This window comes from Mesorhizobium sp. BR1-1-13, assembly GCF_020165515.1.
Classification (GTDB): domain Bacteria; phylum Pseudomonadota; class Alphaproteobacteria; order Rhizobiales; family Rhizobiaceae; genus Mesorhizobium.
Genome location: NZ_JAIUIH010000003.1, coordinates 372,147 through 391,171 on the forward strand (window position 1 = coordinate 372,147; position 19,025 = coordinate 391,171).

21 protein-coding genes are annotated in these 19,025 nt (G+C 62.1%); 14 read left to right on the forward strand and 7 right to left on the reverse strand.

Going from position 1 to position 19,025, the window contains the following annotated elements; all coding sequences use genetic code 11:
* Positions 1-48 precede the first annotated feature (48 nt).
* Entirely contained in the window at positions 49-1,404 is a 1,356-nt protein-coding gene (locus tag LB533_RS09430; protein WP_140637758.1) for a formimidoylglutamate deiminase, read from the forward strand.
* 13 nt (positions 1,405-1,417) lie between these two features.
* Positions 1,418-2,164, forward strand: a complete 747-nt coding sequence (gene hutC, locus LB533_RS09435; RefSeq protein WP_140637757.1) for a histidine utilization repressor — start codon at positions 1,418-1,420, stop codon at positions 2,162-2,164.
* Between the two features lie 62 nt (positions 2,165-2,226).
* Here hutC and LB533_RS09440 read toward each other — a convergent pair whose 3' ends face one another.
* A complete protein-coding gene (locus LB533_RS09440; protein WP_056562755.1) occupies positions 2,227-2,571 on the reverse strand; it encodes a RidA family protein in 345 nt (114 codons plus the stop codon).
* Positions 2,572-2,792: 221 nt separating this feature from the next.
* Here LB533_RS09440 and aztA point away from each other — a divergent pair, with 221 nt between their 5' ends.
* The 4 genes from aztA to LB533_RS09460 all read left to right on the forward strand — a co-directional run bounded on the left by aztA (position 2,793) and on the right by LB533_RS09460 (position 5,970).
* Positions 2,793-3,641, forward strand: coding sequence for a zinc ABC transporter ATP-binding protein AztA (gene aztA / locus LB533_RS09445; protein ID WP_140637756.1), 849 nt, complete (start codon positions 2,793-2,795; stop codon positions 3,639-3,641).
* Positions 3,641-4,516 carry a zinc ABC transporter permease AztB gene (aztB, locus tag LB533_RS09450; protein ID WP_140638296.1) on the forward strand — a complete coding sequence of 292 codons (876 nt, stop codon included), beginning with the start codon at positions 3,641-3,643 and terminating at the stop codon, positions 4,514-4,516. The genes aztA and aztB overlap by 1 nt, the downstream gene beginning before the upstream one ends.
* 29 nt (positions 4,517-4,545) lie before the next feature.
* A complete protein-coding gene (gene aztC, locus LB533_RS09455) occupies positions 4,546-5,487 on the forward strand; it encodes a zinc ABC transporter substrate-binding protein AztC (protein ID WP_140637755.1) in 942 nt (313 codons plus the stop codon).
* 144 nt (positions 5,488-5,631) lie between these two features.
* Entirely contained in the window at positions 5,632-5,970 is a 339-nt protein-coding gene (locus LB533_RS09460; protein ID WP_140549140.1) for a TIGR01244 family sulfur transferase, read from the forward strand.
* On the opposite strand, the gene LB533_RS09465 is transcribed toward LB533_RS09460, so the two are convergent.
* The gene (locus tag LB533_RS09465) at positions 5,967-6,434 is read right to left on the reverse strand and encodes an Lrp/AsnC family transcriptional regulator (RefSeq protein WP_140637754.1); all 468 of its coding nucleotides are present in this window, start codon (positions 6,432-6,434) and stop codon (positions 5,967-5,969) included. The genes LB533_RS09460 and LB533_RS09465 overlap by 4 nt on opposite strands.
* Before the next feature lie 133 nt (positions 6,435-6,567).
* Here LB533_RS09465 and hppD point away from each other — a divergent pair, with 133 nt between their 5' ends.
* From hppD to LB533_RS09480, 3 genes are read left to right on the forward strand one after another with little or no spacing between them, the layout of a single operon-like run.
* A complete protein-coding gene (gene hppD, locus LB533_RS09470; protein ID WP_140637753.1) occupies positions 6,568-7,683 on the forward strand; it encodes a 4-hydroxyphenylpyruvate dioxygenase in 1,116 nt (371 codons plus the stop codon).
* A 57-nt stretch (positions 7,684-7,740) separates the two neighbouring features.
* A complete protein-coding gene (locus LB533_RS09475) occupies positions 7,741-7,965 on the forward strand; it encodes a type II toxin-antitoxin system Phd/YefM family antitoxin (protein WP_140637752.1) in 225 nt (74 codons plus the stop codon).
* Complete coding sequence (locus LB533_RS09480) at positions 7,962-8,339, forward strand: type II toxin-antitoxin system VapC family toxin (RefSeq protein WP_140637751.1); 378 nt, start codon at positions 7,962-7,964, stop codon at positions 8,337-8,339. The genes LB533_RS09475 and LB533_RS09480 overlap by 4 nt, the downstream gene beginning before the upstream one ends.
* Here LB533_RS09480 and LB533_RS09485 read toward each other — a convergent pair.
* The 3 genes from LB533_RS09485 to hmgA form a co-directional block, all read right to left on the reverse strand.
* Positions 8,336-8,878: a DinB family protein gene (locus tag LB533_RS09485; protein WP_140637750.1), complete on the reverse strand. Its 543-nt coding sequence runs from the start codon at positions 8,876-8,878 to the stop codon at positions 8,336-8,338. The genes LB533_RS09480 and LB533_RS09485 overlap by 4 nt on opposite strands.
* A gap of 15 nt (positions 8,879-8,893) precedes the next feature.
* Positions 8,894-9,907 (reverse strand): fumarylacetoacetate hydrolase family protein, encoded by a 1,014-nt coding sequence (locus LB533_RS09490; RefSeq protein WP_140637749.1) that lies wholly within the window; start codon positions 9,905-9,907, stop codon positions 8,894-8,896.
* A gap of 119 nt (positions 9,908-10,026) precedes the next feature.
* Positions 10,027-11,340, reverse strand: coding sequence for a homogentisate 1,2-dioxygenase (gene hmgA / locus LB533_RS09495; protein WP_140637748.1), 1,314 nt, complete (start codon positions 11,338-11,340; stop codon positions 10,027-10,029).
* Positions 11,341-11,439: 99 nt separating this feature from the next.
* Between hmgA and LB533_RS09500 the strand changes: the two genes are divergently transcribed.
* The 4 genes from LB533_RS09500 (at position 11,440) to LB533_RS09515 (ending at position 14,279) form a co-directional block, all read left to right on the forward strand.
* Positions 11,440-11,883: a MarR family winged helix-turn-helix transcriptional regulator gene (locus LB533_RS09500; RefSeq protein WP_140637747.1), complete on the forward strand. Its 444-nt coding sequence runs from the start codon at positions 11,440-11,442 to the stop codon at positions 11,881-11,883.
* Between the two features lie 158 nt (positions 11,884-12,041).
* A complete protein-coding gene (locus LB533_RS09505; RefSeq protein ID WP_140637746.1) occupies positions 12,042-12,680 on the forward strand; it encodes a lysophospholipid acyltransferase family protein in 639 nt (212 codons plus the stop codon).
* Positions 12,677-13,627, forward strand: a complete 951-nt coding sequence (locus tag LB533_RS09510; RefSeq protein WP_140637745.1) for a phosphatidate cytidylyltransferase — start codon at positions 12,677-12,679, stop codon at positions 13,625-13,627. Before LB533_RS09505 ends, LB533_RS09510 begins: the two co-directional genes overlap by 4 nt.
* Positions 13,628-13,631: 4 nt before the next feature.
* Positions 13,632-14,279, forward strand: coding sequence for a CDP-alcohol phosphatidyltransferase family protein (locus LB533_RS09515; protein WP_224677069.1), 648 nt, complete (start codon positions 13,632-13,634; stop codon positions 14,277-14,279).
* A gap of 39 nt (positions 14,280-14,318) precedes the next feature.
* On the opposite strand, the gene tdh is transcribed toward LB533_RS09515, so the two are convergent.
* Together tdh and LB533_RS09525 are read right to left on the reverse strand one after the other, a co-directional pair.
* Positions 14,319-15,353: an L-threonine 3-dehydrogenase gene (gene tdh, locus LB533_RS09520; protein WP_140549151.1), complete on the reverse strand. Its 1,035-nt coding sequence runs from the start codon at positions 15,351-15,353 to the stop codon at positions 14,319-14,321.
* 52 nt (positions 15,354-15,405) lie between these two features.
* Complete coding sequence (locus tag LB533_RS09525) at positions 15,406-16,593, reverse strand: glycine C-acetyltransferase (RefSeq protein ID WP_224677070.1); 1,188 nt, start codon at positions 16,591-16,593, stop codon at positions 15,406-15,408.
* Positions 16,594-16,901: 308 nt separating this feature from the next.
* Here LB533_RS09525 and LB533_RS09530 point away from each other — a divergent pair, with 308 nt between their 5' ends.
* Entirely contained in the window at positions 16,902-18,974 is a 2,073-nt protein-coding gene (locus tag LB533_RS09530) for a putative bifunctional diguanylate cyclase/phosphodiesterase (RefSeq protein ID WP_224679470.1), read from the forward strand.
* The last annotated feature ends 51 nt before the right edge of the window (positions 18,975-19,025 follow it).

Here is a 19,025-nt window from a genome sequence, read left to right on the forward strand (position 1 = left end):
AGCACCGCAAGTGCTATTGTCATCATAAGCCAGGATTCGGAGAACAAATTGACGGCAATCTTTGCGGAACAGGCGCTCCTGCCGGAAGGCTGGCGAAGCAATGTGCGCATCGCCCTGGGCGAAGGCCGCATTGCGGCAATCGACGCCGGGGTTGCGCCGAACGCCGACGACGAGCGCCACGCCATCGTCTTGCCGGGCATGCCCAACCTGCACAGCCACGCGTTCCAGCGCGGCATGGCCGGACTTGCCGAGCTGCGCGGCCCGTCGGCCGACAGTTTCTGGAGTTGGCGCGAGACGATGTACCGTTTCGCGCTGTCGATGACGCCCGACCAGGTCGAGGCAGTCGCCGCCCAGCTCTATGTCGAGATGCTGGAGGCCGGCTTTTCGCGCGTCGGCGAATTTCATTATCTGCATCACGACCGCGACGGAAAGCCCTACGCCAACATCGCCGAAATGGCCGAGCGCATCGCGGCCGCCGCCGCAGAAACCGGCATAGGCTTGACGCTGCTGCCGGTCTTCTATGCGCACTCTTCTTTCGGCGGCGCGGCTCCCAACGAAGGTCAGCGCAGATTCCTCAATGATGTTAACCGGTTCTCACGCCTGGTTGAGAAAAGTCGCGAATGCGTTCGCGCCTTGAATCAAGCGGTCATCGGCGTCGCCCCGCATAGTTTGCGTGCCGCGACGGTCGAGGAATTGCGACAAGTCGCTGCGATGGCGCAGGACGGACCGATCCACATCCACGTCGCGGAACAAGTGAAGGAGGTCGAGGACTGCATGGCCTGGTCGGGCGCGCGTCCAGTCGAATTTCTGCTTGGCCATGCCAATATCGACCCGCGCTGGTGCCTGATCCACGCCACCCATATGACCGATGCCGAGACCGTGGCGATGGCAAAAAGCGGCGCGATCGCGGGGCTCTGCCCGATCACCGAGGCCAATCTCGGCGACGGCACTTTTGCGGCGCCGCTGTTCACGCAACATGGCGGCCGCTTCGGGGTCGGCTCCGATTCCAACGTGCTGATCGGGCTGCCGGACGAGCTTCGGCAACTCGAATATTCGCAACGTCTTGCCCACCGCGCCCGCAACGTGCTGGCGGTCGCCGACGGCTCGACCGGCCGCGCGCTGTTCGACGCCGCGCTAGACGGCGGCAGCGTCGCCCTTGGCGCCGGCGCCTCGCGGATCGCCATTGGCGCATCCGCCGATCTCGTCTCGCTCGACCACAGCCAGGCTTCGCTTGCCGGCAAGGCCGGAGATACCATCCTCGACGCCTGGATCTTCGCCAACGGCACCAAGGTCGATTGCGTCTGGGTGCACGGCCAAAAGCAAGTCAGCGGCGGCAGGCACGCCAGGCGCGACGCCATCGCGGCGCGTTTCCGCAATGTCATGGCCGCGCTTTCGGCAGGCTGATCAGGGACATCCCATGAGCATGGTGGCGACAGCGGAGACAGAGGGCGGCGAGACGGTGTCGCTGCATCAGCGCATCCTGTCCGATATAAGCGAGAAAATCCTGTCCGGCGCCTGGGCGCCTGGGCATCGCATCCCGTTCGAGCACGAGCTGACGGCCGAATATGATTGCTCGCGCATGACGGTGAACAAGGCGCTGTCGCAGCTTGCCAAGTCAGGACTGATCGAACGCCGCCGGCGCTCAGGCAGTTTCGTGCGTCAGCCGCAATCGCAAGCGGCGGTGCTGGAAATCCACGACATCCGGATCGAGGTCGAAGCGCTCGGCCTGCCCTATCGCTACGAGCGGCTTGCGCGCCTGAAGCGGCGCAGCAGCGCGCAAGACCGGTCGCGGCTCGGGCTTTCCGCCTCGGGTTCGGTCCTATCGCTGGAATGCCTGCATTTCGCCGGAGAACGGCCGTTCGCGCTCGAAGAGCGGCTGATCAATCTCTCCGCTGTCACGGAAGCCGGCGAGGAAGGGTTCCTCGATATTGCACCAGGCCCGTGGCTGATCGGCCGTGTGCCGTGGAGCGAGGCCGAGCATCGCATTCGTGCTGTTGCCGCCGATGATCGTGTCGCCGGTGCCCTCGACATCGGCCTGGACGCGGCCTGTCTTGTGGTCGAGCGCCGGACATGGAGTGCCGAGCACCCGGTTACCCATGTGCGCTTCACCTATGCGGCCGGAAGCCACACGCTGGTGGCTAGATTCAAGCCGTCACACGGATAGCATCTCTTGCCTTCTCCCCTTTTTGCCTTCGCAAGGAAGGGGAGAAGGGAAAGCGCAGCGCCTCAGATCGCCGCTGTGATAATGATCTCGACCAGATATTCCGGACCGGCGAGCTTGGCTTCGCCGGTGGCGCGGGCGGGCGTGTGGCCCTGGGGCACCCACTTGTCCCATTCCGAGTTCATCTCGGCGAAGGTGCCCATGTCGGCCAGCCAGATGATCGCCTGGACGATCTTGGTCTTGTCGGTGCCGGCCTTGGCCAGCAATTCATCGATCGTCGCCAGAATATCGCGGGTCTGCGAGGCGACATTGCCGCCGGGCTCACCGACCTGGCCGGCCAGATAGACTGTGTTGCCGTGAATGACGATCTGGCTCATGCGCGGGCCAACATCAATGCGACGAATGCTCATGGGAGGTTTCCTTCCTTTGTGGTCGCGCCTCTTTAGAGTTGGCATCGGCTTCGGGCAAGGCCGAGCGTTCCAGATCCCCTTGGACCAGCGGCGCCGGGGGGTCGCGGCAAGTTGAGCCGGCAGCCACAATTACGCTCGATTGGCTTCTTGACTAATGTAATAACATCACATATCCAATCGGCGCTGCCCAGCAGCCGCACTTCCACCCCACGGACCGTCGAATGACCCAAAGCTGCCTGACATTCCGTGACCTGACGCTTGGCTATAACAGCCATCCGGCGATCCATCATCTGGACGGCGTCATACGCAAAGGCTCGCTGACCGCCGTCGTTGGCGCCAATGGTTCGGGCAAGTCGACGCTGATGAAGGGTATCGTCGGCGTGCTGAAGCCGATGGCCGGCGCAGTGACGCGGGCGCCGGGCGTGCGCGCCGCCTATCTGCCGCAGCAGTCGGAACTCGACCGCAGCTTTCCGGCCCGGGTTGTCGATCTGGTCTCGCTCGGCCTGTGGCCGAAACGCGGGCTGCTCGGCCGCCATACGAAGGAGGATCGCCAATCCGTCAGCGAGGCGCTGATGGCGGTCGGCCTTGGTGGCTTCGAGACACGCCCGATCGACACCCTGTCGGGCGGCCAGTTGCAGCGCACCTTGTTTGCCCGCGTGCTGTTGCAGGATGCGGATCTCATCCTGCTCGACGAGCCGTTCAACGCCGTCGATGCAAAGACGGTGGGCGATCTCATTGCGCTGATCAAGCGCTGGCATGGCGAGGAACGCACCATCATGGTCGTCGTCCACGACCTCGACCTTGTCCGGCAGAATTTTCCCGAGACGCTGCTGCTGGCCCGCCAGCCTGTCGCCTGGGGCGAGACGAAGGAGACGCTGCGGTCCGAGAATCTCCTGCGGGCCAGGCGCTTCCATGAAGCGTGGGAAGAAAACGCGCCGTGGTGCGAGCCGGGTGGGCAAGATCATGACCATGACGGGCGTGACCATGAGGGACATGGTCACGATCATGACAAGCCTGCCCATGCACAGGATCGTCACCACCATCATGGCGCCGGACCAAGGGCTGCATGATGAACGTCCTCTATGAACTCTTCATCGCGCCTTTCGCCGATTTTGCGTTCATGCAGCGGGCACTGTTCGGCTCGCTGATGCTGTCGCTGGGCGCCTGCCCTGTCGGCGTGTTCCTGATGTTGCGGCGCATGAGCCTCTCGGGCGACGCCATGGCGCACGCCATCCTGCCGGGCGCCGCCGCCGGCTTCCTGCTTTACGGGCTGGAAATCCTGCCGATGACCATTGGCGGCCTGATCGCGGGCGTCGTCGTTGCGCTCGGTGCAGGCGCCGTCTCGCGATTCACCATCCAGCGCGAAGACGCCTCGATGGCCGCCTTCTACCTGATTTCGCTTGCCGTCGGCGTGCTGATGGTTTCGATCCGGGGCTCCAGCGTCGACCTCATGCATGTGCTGTTCGGTACGGTGCTGGCGCTCAACGATGAAGCGCTGACGCTGATCGGCGGCATCGTGCTGGTGACGCTTGCCAGTCTCGCCATCTTCTGGCGGGCCTTGGTCGCCGAATGCCTCGACCCGCTGTTCCTGCGCTCGGTCAGCCGGTGGGGCAGTCCGGTGCATTTCATTTTCCTCGGCCTCGTCGTGCTCAACCTCGTTGGCGGCTTCCAGGCGTTGGGCACGCTTCTGTCGGTCGGGCTGATGATGCTGCCGGCCGCCGCGGCCCGTTTCTGGACCGTGCGCGTCGAACCGATGTGCGTGCTGGCCGTGCTGATCGGCTTTGCCTCGTGCATCGCCGGACTGCTTCTGTCCTACCATGCCTCGCTGCCCTCAGGCCCGGCCATCATCCTGTCGGCCGGCGTCGTCTATTTCGCCTCGATCCTGTTCGGCACGCGCGGCGCGCTGCGCGCCCGCATCGTCCATCACCGTCATCGGACGGCCTGATCCATCCCCAGCCTCCAAGGAGACCGCCCATGTTGAAGTCGATCCGCGCCGCCCTCACGATGAGCGTTATAACATTAACTGCGTTCGGCGCATCGTCGGCCTTTGCGGCGCCCTTGAAAGTGGTCGCAAGTTTTACCGTCATTGCCGATTTCGCCAGGAATGTCGGCGGCGACCGCGTCAACATCACCACCATCGTGGGACCCGATGGCGATGCGCATGTCTACGAGCCGAGCCCGGCTGATGCGGTAGCCATGGCGGGCGCCGACTTGGTGCTGGTCAACGGCCTGCATTTCGAGGGCTTTCTACAGCGGTTGGTCGATGCCAGCGCCACCAAGGCATCGATCGTCACGCTGACCAAGGGTGTGACGGCGATCGACTTCAAGCCGGAATTCGCCGATGCGGACGCGGCGGAAGGCGCGGGTACGGGCGGCGGCAAGACGGTCACCGATCCCCATGCCTTCCAGTCGATTGCCAATGCCAAGATCTATGTGAAGAACATTGCCGAGGCGTTCTGCGCAGCCGACAATGATGGCTGTGTCAGCTACCAGACCAATGCCGCGGCCTACACGAAGAAGCTCGACGCGCTGGAAGGCGAGGTGAAAGCGGCGATCCAGTCCATCCCCGAGGCGAAGCGCGTCGTCATCACCTCGCATGACGCGTTCGGCTATTTCGAGCACGAATACGGCCTGACCTTCCTAGCGCCCGAGGGCGTCTCGACGGACTCCGAACCGTCGGCCGCCGACGTCGCCAAGCTGGTCGAACAGGTCAAGCAGGATAAAGCGGCGGCGATCTTCGTCGAGAACATCACCAATCCGCGCCTGATCGAGCAGATCGCCAGCGAGACCGGCATCAAGGTCGGCGGCACGCTGTATTCCGACGCGCTGTCGCAGTCCGACGGCCCGGCCTCGACCTATATCGACATGATGCACAACAACATCACGCAGATCAAAGGCGCGATCCTCGGCAGTTGAGCCGCTCCGGTCCAACCGGGCCTCGGCGGCCCGGTTGGATTTTCCGGTCAGCACTCGCTATTTGGCAGAGAAATCCCTCGGCGTGGATTGCCGGCCGTGCCGGGGAGTGGCAAGACTGCCCAACCAGATTGCGAGGACACCACAATGGAATACCGCCAGATCAGCGAGGACTATTCGGTCTCGGGCCAGATCCAGCCCGAGGACGTCGCCGCCATCAAGGCAGCCGGCTTCAAGAGCGTGATCTGCAACCGGCCGGACGACGAGCAGCCCGGCCAGCCTTCGGCCGACACGCTCAAGGCCGCAGTCGAGGCTGCCGGGCTTGCCTTCCGCTACATCCCCGTCATCAGCGGCCAGATCACCGCCGAGAATGTCGAGGACCAGGGACAAGCGCTCGACGAGTTGGAAGGCCCGGTCTTTGCCTATTGCCGTTCCGGCGCCCGCTGCACCAATCTCTATGGGCTGATCCAGCAGTCGAAGGGTTAGATCGGCAGCGCGCCCGTTTCCTTGAGCGTCTCGAGCACAATCGCCGTCTTGACGTGCTGCACGGATTCGTGCGGCAAGAGCACGCCATTGACGAACTCCGACAATGATTTCAGGTCGGGCGTAACCACCTTCAGGATATAATCCATTTCGCCGGTCAGCGCGTGCGCCTCCTGCACTTCGGGCAGCCGCGCCACGAGTTCGCCGAAGCGCCGGGCATTGTCGCGGTTGTGAGTGGCCAAGGTCACCGAGATGACATTGACCAGCGAAAAGCCCAGCCGGTCGCGGTCAAGCACGGCGCGATAGCCCTTGATATAGCCGTCTTCCTCCAGCCGCTGGCGGCGGCGCGAGCATTGCGAGGCCGAGAGGTTCACCCGCTCCGAAAGGTCGTTGTTGGTGAGCCGCGCGTCACTCTGCAAAAGCGCCAGTATCTTGCGATCAAACTGATCAAGGCGCGTATCATTCATGATATTTCCGAAAGCTATGCATACTTCATGCATCAGATAAACATTTCAAGCGTTTGAATGCAAGCACCGTGCGGCGCGCCAGCGCTATGATGGCATGGCCTATGCAGGCCAAGCCAGCTTCCGGAGGATAATCATGGGTCCCTTCCCGCACGACGCTCCACCCGCCAAGATCAGCAAGGCCAACCCCGCCGGCACCGATGGTTTCGAATTCGTCGAATTCGCGCATCCTGAGCCACGGAAGCTGGCCGAATTGTTCACCCACATGGGTTATGTAGCGGTGGCAAAGCACCGCACCAAGGACATCACCGTCTGGCGTCAGGGCGACATCAACTATGTCGTCAACGCCGAGCCCGGCTCGCATGCGATGAAGTTCGTCGACAAGCACGGCCCATGCGCCGCCTCCATGGCGTGGCGGGTGGTCGATGCCAAGCATGCCTTCGAACACGCGGTGTCGAAGGGAGCCACGCCTTACGAAGGCGCCGACAAGACGCTTGACGTGCCGGCGATATCAGGCATCGGCGGCTCGCTGCTCTACTTCATCGAAACCTATGGCGAGAAGGGCTCGGCCTATGATGCCGAATTCGAATGGCTGGGCGAACGCGACCCCAGACCGGAAGGCGTCGGCTTCTATTTCCTCGACCATCTGACGCACAACGTCTACCGCGGCAACATGGACAAATGGTGGGATTTCTACCGCGACCTGTTTGGCTTCAAGCAGATCCATTTCTTCGACATCGACGGCAAGATCACCGGGTTGGTCAGCCGGGCGATCACCTCGCCCTGCGGCAAGATCCGCATTCCGCTCAACGAATCCAAGGATGAGACCAGCCAGATCGCCGAATATCTGAAGAAGTACAATGGCGAGGGCATCCAGCACATAGCGGTGGGCACCGACGCGATCTACGAGGCCACCGACAAGCTTGCCGCCAATGGGCTGAAATTTATGCCCGGCCCGCCGGAGACCTATTACGAGATGTCGCATGCACGCGTGAACGGCCATGACGAGCCGATCGAACGCATGAAGAAGCATGGCATTTTGATCGACGGCGAAGGTGTGGTCGACGGCGGCACGACGAAGATCCTCCTGCAGATCTTCTCCAAGACCGTGATCGGACCAATCTTCTTCGAATTCATCCAGCGCAAAGGCGACGAAGGCTTTGGCGAAGGCAATTTCCGCGCACTGTTCGAATCGATCGAGCAGGACCAGATCAAGCGCGGCGTGATCAAAATGGACGGCAAGGCGGCGTAACACCAAACTTGCGGCTCGGCCAATTATGACTTAAATTATGGTCAGAAAGGTCGAGCCATGAACATTTCCATCGCAGAAGCAAAGGCCAAACTGTCGGAACTCGTCAGCCGCGCGGAAGCTGGCGAGGAGATCGTGCTCACGCGTCATGGCAAGATCGCCGCGAGGCTGGTGCCGCCAGCGAGGGCAGATCTCCTGCCTCGTATTGGTGCCTTGAAAGGCAAAATCTGGATTGCGAACGATTTTGACGAACTCGGTCCCGAATGGGACGAGTACGTCAGATGACGGTGGGACCGTTTCTCGCCGACACACATATCATCCTCTGGTCCATTTCGGACGATCGACGTCTCAGCGAGCACCACCGCGCCATCTTGGCTTCGGAAGCAGTAGTGTTCGCGAGCGCGGCGAGCGTTTGGGAAATTGCTATCAAACGTTCGATCGGAAAACTCACTGCGCCGCACGACCTGCCGGCGCTGCTTCCAAGGATGCAATTTCAGCCGCTCGCCGTCACCTTGCAGCACGCGCATGCGGTTGGCAGCCTCCCGCATCACCATGGCGATCCGTTCGACCGGTTGCTGATTGCACAAGCGCAAATGGAGAACCTGACAATCGTGACATCGGACCCGCATTTTGCGCGCTACGCTGTGACGCTTGCCTAGCTTTCCAACCCGAGCCTCTCAACCTCCGCCTTCCTGAGCTTCACATCGTAATCGAGCAGGAATTCGTCGAGCTGCGGCGGCGCGACCGACGTGCCGGACAGCATCGCGTGCACCTGGCCGCGATGGTGGATGTCATGCAGGAAAACATGGGCGAGGATGTCGCCGATCTTTTCCCGGATCATACCGTCCTGACGCCGGTCGGTGATGACCCGCCGTTCGAGGCCGGTCTCCGACAGGCTGTCGCAGAAGGTAATCAGCCTGCGATCAAAATCGGCCTGTGCCTCTGCCAAGCTTGCCGCATCGTCGAACGGCTCGAAATCATCATAGGCGGCAGCTCCGCGGCCGCCATCTGTCAGGAAATCGAGATAGAGATGATCTACCGCAAGGATGTGGTTGAGCGTTTCCTTAATTGAGGGGAAGAAACTGCTGCGCTCGGCCTCGAACTCCCCGGGCTGAAGCGCCAGCACAGCACGGTAGAGCCGGTCGTTCGACCACAGATTGTTGCGCGCCATACGGCACAGGTGTTCAAGCAAGGTCACGGTTTGGGTTCCCCCTCACCCCTCGTATTTCTCGACCGTCTGCTCGATGGCGCCGAAGATCGAATGCCCGGCCTTGTCCTTCATCTCTATGCGCACCGTGTCGCCGAAACGCAGGAACGGCGTCTTCGGCTCGCCGCTCTCTATGGTCTCGATCATGCGCAGTTCGGCGATGCAGGAATAGCCCGCCCCGCCGGCCGAGACGGGCTTGCCAGGCCCGCCGCCGAGCTTGTTGGAGACGGTGCCGGAGCCGATGATGGTGCCGGCCGCCAGCGGCCGTGCTTTCGCCGCATGGACGATGAGCGCGGGGAAATCGAAAGTCATGTCGACGCCGGCATTCGCCCGGCCGAAAGGTTTGCCGTTGAGGTCGGCAAGCAGCGGCAGGCTGACCTTGCCGCCGTCCCAGGCCTCGCCCAACTCGTCCGGCGTCACCGCGACCGGTGAAAAGGCCGAAGACGGCTTGGACTGGAAGAAGCCGAACCCCTTGGCGAGTTCCGGTCCGGCAATGGCACGCAGCGTCACATCGTTGACCAGCATCACCAGGCGAATCGCCTCCCGCGCCTTCTCGAGGCTGGCGCCCATTCGCACATCATCGACAACGACCGCGACTTCCGCCTCCATGTCGATGCCAAAGGTCTCGTCGGCCATGCGGATCGGATCTCGCGGCGGGATGAAGCTGTCGGAGCCGCCCTGATAGATCAGCGGGTCGGTCCAGAAGCTTGCCGGCATTTCGGCCCCGCGCGCCTTCCGCACCAGCTCGACATGGTTCACATAGGCTGAACCGTCAGCCCATTGATAGGCGCGCGGCAGCGGCGAATGGGCATTATGTTCGTGAAAGCGCGCCGACGGCACTGCATTGCTCTCGAGCGACTCCGCCATTGCGGCCAGATGCGGCGAAATCCGCCGCCAATCGTCGAGAGCCGCCTGCAGCGTCGGCACCAGGAAGGAGGCATCGGTGAAGCGTGTAAGATCGCGCGAGACGACGACGAGCTTTCCGTCGCGCGTCCCGTTCTTCAATGTGGCAAGCTTCATGCGGTTTCCTCTCCTGACGCGGCCTTGCGCCGCTTGGCCCACAACAAGGCTGTTATGGGCAATCGTCAAGCCGCCGGCTCAACTTTCCTGAAGGCAGTTTTCCGACGGCAGCGATCCATTCAGGACCAATCGCCCTCGGGCGTGCCATTGAAGCGCTTCTTCAGATCGGCCCAGCAGTCGATGTAATTGTCCTGCCTGGCGTCGAGTTCGGCGGCGTAGCGGGTCAGCATCTGCGGGAACCGGGTCTCGAACATGAAGGCCATGGTGTTGTCGAGCTTGACCGGTTTCAGATCCGCGCGCGAGGCCTTTTCGAAACCAGGCGCGTCCGGGCCATGCGCCAGCATCAGATTGTGCAGGCTGATTCCGCCGGGGACGAAACCCTCTTCCTTGGCGTCGTACTGGCCGTGGATCAGCCCCATGAACTCGCTCATGATGTTGCGGTGATACCAGGGTGGGCGGAACGTATCCTCCGCCACCAGCCAGCGCGGCGGAAAGATGACGAAATCGATGTTGGCGGTGCCCTCCTCGCCGCTCGGCGCGGTCAGCACCGTGAAGATCGACGGATCCGGGTGGTCAAAGAGGATCGCACCAACCGGCGAAAACGTCGCCAGATCATATTTGTAGGGCGCATAGTTGCCGTGCCACGCCACCACATCGAGGGGCGAATGGCCAATTTCGGTGACATGGAACTGTCCACACCATTTGACGGTCAGCCGGCAGGGCGTCTCCTTCTCCTCGAACCAGGCGCAGGGCGTCTTGAAATCGCGCGGATTGGCCAGGCAATTGGCGCCGATCGGGCCGCGGTCGGGCATCGTCAGCTTGGCACCGTAGTTCTCGCAGACATAGCCGCGCACTTCCGCATCGACCAGTTCGACCTTGAAGACGAGGCCGCGCGGCAGCACCGCGATCTCGCCGGGCCTGAGCTCGATGACCCCCATCTCGGTGACGAAGCGCAAGGCGCCCACCTGCGGCACCACCAGCAACTCGCCGTCGGCGTTGAAGAAATGGTCGTCGCCCATCGATTTGTTGGCGACATAGACATGCGCCGCCATGCCGGTCTGCCCAAGAACGTCGCCGGCGGTCGTCATCGAGCGCATGCCGGCGATGAAATCGGTTGGCTCCTTCGGCATCGGCACCGGGCTCCAGCGATACTGGCCGAGCGCCAGCTCATGATCGCCGACATTGGGCGCACTTTTCCAGAAGGGATAACTCACCGACGTGAAGCGCCCGGTATGTCTGACGCTTGGCCGGATGCGATAAAGCCAGGAGCGCTCATTGGTGCCACGCGGCGCGGTGAAGGGCGAACCGGAGAGCTGCTCGGCATAGAGGCCGTAGGCCGGCCGCTGCGGTGAATTGCGCCCGTGCGGCAGCGAACCCGGCAGGCTTTCGGTTTCGAAATCGTTGCCGAAACCCGGCATGTAGGAAAAGGCCATCGCTTCCTCCTCGCGAATGCTTGACCAAATTGGTTTCATTTGTAACCATCGAAAATGTAACTATCAATGCCGTGCGCGGGCATTTCTCGATGGCTGGTCATGGAATCCGAAATCCTGGAACTCGAAAGCTTTCTGCCCTACCGGCTGTATCGGCTGGCCGATGCCGTGAGCCGCGAATTCTCCCGGATCTACAAGGAGCGTCACGGCCTCACGCGCCCGGAATGGCGTACGCTTTCGGGGCTTGGCCAGCGCGGCACAATGACCGCGACGGAACTCGGCGCGCAGTCGGCGATGCACAAGACAAAGGTTTCGCGTGCCGTGGCGGAGCTTGAGCGTCGCCGATGGCTCATCCGAACCACTGACGAGAACGATCGCCGCGTCGAGCACCTGGCGCTGACCAGAGCCGGACTTGCGGCCTATAGCGAGATGGTGCCGCTGGCGAAGGCGTTCGAACGGGAGTTGCTGGCCCAGCTGAGCGCCGACCAGCAAGCCTCCATCGTCAAAGGCATCGCGTCGTTGGAAAGCGCGTTGGGTCTGAGATAGCGGCTATCGCCAGATGGAATAGGAGACGATGGCTCGACGCGACAGCGCCTTGAAGCAGAGACGGTCTGGCGGTCATTTTCGATCCCTGCTTGCCCGGTGGCGAATTTTCAGCGCTGTATGTAAGCCAGTGATCATCGACGGGCGAATTGGGGGGAAGGATGAAGTCGCTGCTCGCGAGGCCGGTGGCCGTGGTCGTCTTGCTGTTTGCCCGAGCCATCACCGCCGTGCGGCCGTTTTGGCATGAAGGCAGGTTGCCTCGGCGTCGCTCGATCTTCTTTGCCAATCACTCCAGCCATGGTGATTTCATCTTGATCTGGGCTGTCCTGCCGCCGCGCCTGCGTCGGCGGGTGCGACCCGTAGCGGGTGCCGACTACTGGCTGAAATCAAAAGTCCGAGCCTTCGTCGGCCGCGACGTTTTCAATGCCGTCCTGATCGAGCGCAATCGCGATGGACGCACGATGGATCCCGTCGAGAGCATGGGGGAGGCGATGAGAGAAGGCTCTTCGCTCATTCTCTTCCCGGAAGGCACGCGCAACCAATCCGACGCTTCCCTGCAGCCATTCAAGTCCGGGCTGTTCCATTTGGCGGCATCGCACCCGGATTTCGAGTTGGTGCCGGTATGGATCGCCAATCTCAACCGGGTGATGCCGAAAGGGGAATTCGTGCCTATCCCGCTGATCTGCACGGTGACGTTCGGCGAGGCAATGCACCTGGCTGACGGCGAGAGCAAGCATATGTTCCTCGAACGGGCACGTGGGGCGCTGCTGGCGCTGGCACCGAAAAAGGCAGCGGAATGAGCTCAACCCAATTCGATATGATGGTTCTCGTGCTCGGCGTCTGCGGGATCCTGCTCGTGGCCTCTTTCGTGGGGCATATCCTGGAGCGACGGCTGTCGCCGGAAGGCTCCAACCCAGCCATCGAGAACCTCAACGCCCGTATCAATGCCTGGTGGGTAATGGCGATTCTCATCGCCATAGCATTCATCGCCGGGCGGATCGGCGTCCTGCTTCTCTTCGGCTTCTGTTCCTTCGCCGCACTTCGCGAATTCGTGACGCTGACCAATACCCGGCGTGCCGACCACTGGGCGCTGGCCACGGCGTTTTTCGTCGTGCTGCCGGTACAGTATGTGCTGCTCTGGATCGAGGACTACGAGATCTTTTCTGTTTTCATCCCGGTCTACGCCTTCCTGTTGATGCCCATCATCTCAGCCATACGGGGCGATACCCAGCACTTCCTCGTTCGAATTGCCGAGGTGCAATGGGCGTTGATGATCTGCGTTTTCTGCGCCTCCCACGTCCCGGCTCTTCTGACGTTGCATATTCCCGGCTACGAGGGCCGCAATGTGCTTCTGATAGCCTTCCTTGTCATCGTCGTGCAATTGAGCGACGTACTGCAATATGTCTGGGGAAAGGCGATCGGGCATACGAAGATCGCACCAAAGCTTTCGCCGTCCAAGACGCTTGAAGGTTTCCTCGGAGGCGTTGCAAGCGCCAGCCTCATCGGCGCTGGCCTGTGGTGGATCACGCCGTTCTCTCCGCTTGAGGCGGGCGCGATGGCCTTCCTGATCACGCTGATGGGTTTTTTCGGCGGCCTTGTGATGTCGGCCATCAAACGTGACCGCGGCGTGAAGGATTGGGGCCATCTGATCGATGGCCACGGCGGCCTGATAGATCGGCTGGATTCGGTGGTCTTCTCCGCTCCGATCTTCTTCCATCTCACGCGTTATTTCTGGTCACCGGGATGAGGCAGTGATCAACACGGGCGATCGCAGACCACTTGCAAGCCGCGACACGCGCTGGGCACAAGCGACGGCCAGACGTCTCGCCGCGCTCTCCGTGCCCCCCAACCGGATTTCGCAGGCCAGTATCCTCGCCGGCGCGCTGGCAGGCGCGGCCTTCTGGCTTGGCGGGCAGAGCGGCGGCACTTCTCGTTTGTTGCTGTTGCTGGGCGCGGCGCTGTTTTGCCAACTGCGGCTGCTGTGCAATCTGTTCGATGGCATGGTCGCCGTCGAGGGCGGCAAGGCGTCGGCCGACGGGCCGTTCTGGAACGAGTTCCCGGACAGGATCGCCGACATCGCCATCATGGCCGGAATAGGCTACGGCATCGGCATGCCTGGCCTAGGCTGGGCGGCGGCCTGTTTTTCGGTTCTCACCGCCTATGTGCGGGAATTGGGGCGGGCCAACGAGGCGCCGAGCGATTTCACCGGACCGATGGCCAAGCCACATCGCATGGCAGTTGCAACCGTCGCGGCACTGCTATCGGCCGGAGAATTCCTTTGGAATGGCCACAACGAAGCCTTGACGCTCGCGCTCGCCGTCATTGCGATCGGCGCCGCCGCAACTGCGTTGCGGCGCGCGTGGCGACAGGTGCGATGGCTGAAAACCAGGCTACTCTAGCATCGCCTGCCTCGAAGGCTGAAGCTCTCAGCGCATCGATTACCAGTCCATCACCACCTTGCCCGAACTGCCGCTGCGCATCGCATCGAATCCAACCTGGAAATCGTCGATGCCGATGCGATGGGTGATCAGGCCTGAAACGTCGAGCGGGCCCTGTACGAGCGCGATCATCTTGTACCAGGTCTCGAACATCTCGCGGCCGTAGATGCCCTTGAGATGCAGCATCTTGAAGATGACCTTGTTCCAGTCGATCTCGAACCCGGTCGGCGCAATGCCGAGGATGGCGATCTTGCCGCCATTATTCATGGTGTCGATCATGTCGCGGAAGGCAGGGGCCGCGCCCGACATCTCCAGGCCGACGTCGAAACCCTCGGTCATGCCGAGTGCCGGCATCACATCGCGCAGTTTTTCCTTGGAGGCATCGACGACATGCTGGACGCCAAGCTTGCGCGCTAGGTCCAGCCGAACCGGATTGATGTCGGTGATAACGACCTTCCTGGCGCCGACGCATTGCGCCACCAGCGCGCCCATGATGCCGATCGGTCCTGCGCCGGTGACCAGCACGTCCTCGCCGACCAGGTCGAAGGACAATGCCGTATGAACGGCATTGCCCAGCGGGTCGAAGATCGCAGCGATCTCGTCGGGCACATCGTCGGGGATCGGCACGACATTGTGCTGCGGGATCGCCAGATACTCGCCGAAAGCACCCGGACGATTGACGCCGACGCCGAGCGTGTTGCGGCACAGATGCCCCCTGCCCGCGCGGCAGTTGCGGCAATGTCCGCAGACGATGTGGCCTTCGCCTGACACACGCTGGCCGACCTTGTATTCGGTGACCGCGGCGCCGAAATCCGCAACGGTGCCGACGAATTCATGGCCGGTCACCATCGGTACCGGCACCGTTTTCTGCGCCCACTGGTCCCAATTGTAGATGTGGACGTCGGTGCCGCAGATCGCGGTCTTCTTCACCTTGATCAGCACGTCGTTGGGGCCGATTTCCGGCACCGGCACCTCTTCCATCCAGATGCCTGGCTCGGCCTTGGCCTTCACCAGCGCCTTCATCATGTTCGACATTCTCTTGTCCCTTGAATCTCTTGATCCGGAAGCGGTTTGCGGTGCCGGTCGCTCAGGAAATCACACCTAGTTCCTTGCCAACCGCACCGAAAGCCTGGACCGCCCGATCAATGTCGGCGGTGGAATGCGCGGCCGACATCTGGGTGCGGATGCGCGCCTGGCCCTTTGGCACCACCGGAAAGGAGAAGCCGATGACATAGATGCCGCGCTGCAGCATGCGCGCCGCCATCTCCTGCGCCAAGCTGGCATCGCCCAGCATGACCGGGATGATCGGATGGCCGGCGCCTGCCAGCGTGAAGCCGAGCTTGCCCATCTGTGTCCGGAACCGTTCCGCATTGGCATATAGGCGCTCGCGCAGGGCATCGCCATTGCGGATCATGTCGAACACTCTGATCGAGGCGCCGGCGATCGCCGGCATCAGCGTGTTGGAGAACAGATAGGGTCGCGAGCGCTGGCGCAGCCAGTCGACCACCTGTTTCTTGCCGGACGTGTAACCGCCGGAAGCGCCGCCCAGCGCCTTGCCGAGCGTACCGGTGATGATGTCGACCCTGCCCTCGACGCCGCAATGCTCAGCCGAGCCGCGGCCGTTCCTGCCGACGAAGCCGACCGCGTGACTGTCGTCGACCATGACCATGGCATCGTATTTTTCAGCCAGATCGCACACACCTGCGAGATTGGCGATGATACCATCCATCGAGAACACGCCGTCGGTGGCGATCAGCCGGAAGCGGCAATCCTTCGCCTCCTTCAGCCGCGCCTCGAGATCCGCCATGTCGTTGTTGGCGTAGCGGAAGCGCTTGGCCTTGGACAGCCTGACCCCGTCGATGATGGAGGCGTGGTTCAGCGCGTCGGAGATGATGGCGTCCTCCTCGCCCAGAAGCGTCTCGAACAGGCCGCCATTGGCATCGAAGCAGGAGCCGTAGAGGATGGTGTCGTCCATGCCGAGGAAGGACGATATCGTCGCTTCCAACTGCTTGTGCTCCTCCTGCGTGCCGCAGATGAAACGCACCGAAGCCATGCCGTAGCCGTAGCGGTCGAGCGCGTGCTTTGCCGCCTCGCGCAGGTCGGGGCTGTCGGCGAGGCCGAGATAGTTGTTGGCGCAGAAATTCAGCACCTTCTCGCCGCCGACCTCGATCTCAGCCGACTGCGTGGAGGAAATCACCCGCTCGGACTTGTACAGTCCAGCCGATCTGAGCCCCTCAAGTTCGCCGTCGATATGGGAGAGAAATGCTGCGGTCATGATCATGCCTCGTTTGACGTGGGCAGACTGTCGTCCCGCACGCACAAAAAATCCACCGCAAAAGCGACCGGATCAGGTGGCTGGACAATGTCGAACGGATGCCGCAGGCATGGCTCGAGAAACGATCCCGATCACATGGGAGCCGGCGAATGTTCAAATGCGGACCGGCCGCGAAAGAGGCCGATAACCATTTCGCGATCTTTAAGCCTTTCCCCTTGTCGACCGGCCGTCGATTTCCGGCCCTGTTAATGTTTGCAGTTCAATGATGCTCATACAGGAATCCGTTGGCGAGAGGGCCGCCCCCCAAGATGTCGCAGCAGCCGGTGCAAACCGTTTCAGGCAAGCTCATACTGCTGATCAAGGCCGGCTACTGGCTGGCGCTGCTGATCATCGCCGCCATGGTGGTGGCTTCCTTCATCCTGCTGCAGCAGGTGATGGCCACCCAACGGCACAACCATACGCTGCTCGATATCGTCAGCACGCAAAAGACGCTGTCGCAGCGCATCGTCTTCCTCGCCGGTGCGACCGGTGCTGCTTCGCGCGACAAGCAGCCGGCGCTCGTCAACGCGCTCAAGCAAGCGACGGCGGAGTTCGAAACCAACTATGACCTGCTGCTCAAGCAGACGGCCGCCGATCCAAAGTCGCCGGCCAGGCTGGATCCGAAGACGATCGAGAACGTCCTTTTCGGCAAGCCTTTCCATCTCGACTATTTTTCCGTTGGGCTGGTCGCCAATGGCGAACGCCTGGTATCGGCCTTCTCGTCGCAGCTCGCACTCGGCGACAATGGCGGCTACAAGGGCGGTTACGAACGCGTCACCCTCGACGCCTCGGTCGCCAACGCAACATTGTCGGGCTATTCGGCACTGGGCCAGCGCATCAGCGCTTTCGCCGACGAACGATCCGAAAAGATGCTCGATCTGCACCGCACGCTGTTTTACGCCACGATCGGCGTCATCGTACTGGTGGCGCTGTTCATCTTCCGACCCATGTCGAACGCGATCCTGCGCAAGACGCGCGAACTCGTCGATGCGCGCAATTCGATGGCCTTCATCGCCGTTCATGACGGGCTGACCGGTCTGCACAACCGCACATTCCTGACCGACCATTTCGACACGCTGATCAAGAGCGCGCATCGTCGGCGCGAACGTCTTGCGGTGGTGCAGCTTGACCTCGACCGGTTCAAGCAGATCAACGACACGCTCGGCCACGCCGCCGGCGACTATGTGCTGGTCATCACGGCCCAGCGCATGCGCGATTCGTGTCGGGCGTCGGATCTGTGCGTGCGCCTCGGTGGCGACGAGTTCGTGATGATCCTCAACGGCGCCGGCGGCAGCGAAGACATCAACATGCTGGCACGGCGCATTCTTGCGCACATCAACGAGCCGATCGTCTTCCAGGGCACGACCATTCTACCGGGCGCCAGCGGCGGCATCGCCGTCTATCCGATCGACGCCGACAACGCCCAGGACCTGCTGGTTCACGCCGATCTGGCGCTTTACTCCGCCAAGAAGATGGGCGGCGGCAATTTCTCATTCTTCTCCGAGGAATTGCGTCGCGAACTCGATTATCGCAAGCAACTCGAGCACGACATCAAGGTTGCCATTTCACAGCAGGCATTCCAGGTCTATTTCCAGCCGCAGGTTTCACTGAGCGACGGCACGATCAGCGGCATCGAGGCGCTGGTACGCTGGAACCATGTCGAGCGCGGCATGATCTCGCCTGGCGAATTCATTCCCGTCGCCGAGAAATGCGGTTTCATGCCTGATATCGGCCGCATCGTCATCAGCAAGGCGATCAACGAAGCCGCCGAATGGAACCGCGCCGGCATTGCTTTCGGACGGCTTGCGGTCAACGTATCCGGAACCGAATTGCGCGAGCACGACTTCGACGCTTTCCTGTTCGAGACGCTTGAGAAGGCCGGCCTGCCGCCGCAGAAACTGTCGCTGGAAATCGTCGAATCCGTCATTCTCGATGACGAGAAGACAGGCATCGCGGCAAAGTTACGCCATATCAGGGCCGCCGGCGTCCATCTTGAGCTCGACGATTTCGGCACCGGCTACGCGTCGCTCAGCCACGTCAATCCCAACGAGATCGACCGGCTGAAGATCGATCGCCGCTTCGTCCAGAACATCCATGAGAACGGTGACAACTCCAAGATCGTGCGCGCCATCACCGAGCTCGCGCGGGGCCTTGGCATCTCGATCGTCGCGGAGGGCGCCGAGACCGAAGCCGAACTCGATTCACTGATGGCGATCGGCTGCGACCAGGTGCAGGGCTACTCCATCGCCTTCCCGATGCCGCAGGACAAAGCCCGTGACTGGCTGAGCGCCCGCATGCCGAAGAAGGCCAGGCTGACGGTGCTGCAGGGAAGCCTGGCGTAGGCAGCCCTTACCCGCGCTTGACAACTCATCACCGAGATGGCGCCCTGATCG